The 2,062-nt window shown below is 41.5% G+C and carries 1 protein-coding gene; it reads left to right on the top strand.

Annotation, left to right across the window (positions count from 1 at the left end; all coding sequences use genetic code 11):
• Positions 1-348: 348 nt before the first annotated feature.
• Positions 349-1,845, top strand: a complete 1,497-nt coding sequence (locus PG062_RS15785; protein WP_113998608.1) for a glycoside hydrolase family 43 protein — start codon at positions 349-351, stop codon at positions 1,843-1,845.
• Positions 1,846-2,062: the final 217 nt, after the last annotated feature.

Here is a 2,062-nt window from a genome sequence, read left to right on the forward strand (position 1 = left end):
TATATATATAGCAAGAGCTGGAAGCTCCAATTTAGCGCTTCCAGCTCGATCATTATCATAGAAGATTATTATTTACAGACTTTTCTTCATAGTCTCTCCGGTTTTCCTTCATGCTGGTCTCCTTCTGCTTATTCCCGGTAAATCTGTGCAAACCGGAAATTTCTGATGAATAACATGGTGCAGGATCGTTTTCGATTATTATATTTTACTGTGAGATTGTGATATTAGCAATAGTGAAATGGGGCAGAGAAGAGTTGAAAAGGCAGACGGATAAGAAACAAAGATAAAATAGTAAAAATAGAATAGAACAAAGAAAGAATATGGAGATAAAACAGAAAGGAATAAACAATGAATGTAAATCCTATAACAAGATTGGATTATCCAGATCCGGACGTGATCCGCGTAGAAGACACCTATTATATGGTATCCACAACCATGCACTTTATGCCGGGCTGTGAGATTCTGCAGTCTTTTGATCTGGTGCACTGGGAGCATGCGACTTATGTCTATGAGACGTTGGATCATACGGATGCGCAGCAACTGAAAAGCGGTCAGAATATTTACGGACAGGGCATGTGGGCAGCTTCCCTGCGCTATCATGAAGGCCGATTTTATATCTGCTTTGTGGCAAATGATACTCGTAAGACTTATTTGTATACTTCGGAAAAAATAGATGGTCCATGGAAAAAGCAGCTGATAGAAGGCTTTTATCATGACGGCTCTTTATTATTTGATGAGGATGGCAGAAACTATATTGTATATGGAAATGATGAAATCTGGATTACAGAATTGAATGAAGATTTGACTGCACCAAAGAAGGACGGATTACATCGTCTTTTAGTCAGTGATCATAAGAACCCGGAGCTAGGCTATGAGGGTTCTCATATTCAAAAAATAAACGGCTATTATTATATTTTTCTGATTCATTCCCTGAGAGACCGCTGGATGCGGACGGAAGCATGCTTTTACAGTGATTCTCTGGAAGGAGAATTCACGGGTGGAGATGTACTTTGTGATGATCGTGGATATTGTGGACAGGGCGTGGCACAGGGAGGAATCGTGGATACGCCGGATGGAAAGTGGTATGCAATGCTGTTTCAGGATTCCGGAGCAGTTGGACGGATTCCTATTCTGGTTCCGGTTACCTGGAAGGATCATTTTCCGTTTTTTGGACAGAACGGACATGTGCCGGAAGAAATAGAGGTTCACAGTACCAGACCAGGATATATTTATCAGCCATTAGTGGGAAGTGATGATTTCTGTAATGGGCTGCTTCCGCGCTGGCAGTTTAATCATGATCCAGATCCACGGTACTATCATCTGGATGCATTGCAGGGAACCTATACAATTACAACACGGGAAGTTTGTACAGAGCTTACACAGGCAGTAAATACGCTTACGCAAAGGATGAGTTATCCGTCCTGCGCAGCTGAGGTTACTGTTGATGCTTCTGCATTGAAAGAGGGCGATGTCGCAGGTTTGTGTGCGTTGCAGAGCTGTTATGCTGCAGTTGGCATTACAAAACATCATGGAAAATATGAAGTCCTTATGCTGGATAAAAAAGAAGATGGTATATTGGATATGACGGAAAGAACTGTTGTTGAATCACACCAGATGGATTTTCGTCTTGAAGCGGATTTCTGTAACATGAAGGATGAAGCACGCTGCTATTACCGGGTAAATAAGGGAGACTGGCTACCCATCGGAACCGTGCATAAGCTGTACTTCAAACTGGATCATTTTACTGGTTGCCGGTTTGGTCTGTTCTGCTATGCGGCAGAGGAAACAGGAGGAAGTGCCTGCTTCCGGGATTTTAAGTATTATGATGTTGATGAAATCTCATAAAGATAGAACTGCATAAAATAAGTGTCGGAATTTACTCGAATTTTTCCTACTTTGGACATTGGTTTTTACAACGGTATTGTATAGTGAAGCAGAGGAAAAACAAAACATGTTTCAGAGAGGAGAAACGATTATGAGAATTAAGAGTATGATGAAGGGTATATAAATCAAAGCGTGTAAACAGCAGCTATGGCAGCATGGATATCGATGTTCCGCAGGA

Origin of the sequence: Gemmiger qucibialis (assembly GCF_027689445.1) — a bacterium.
Classification (GTDB): Bacteria; Bacillota; Clostridia; order Oscillospirales; family Ruminococcaceae; genus Gemmiger; species Gemmiger qucibialis.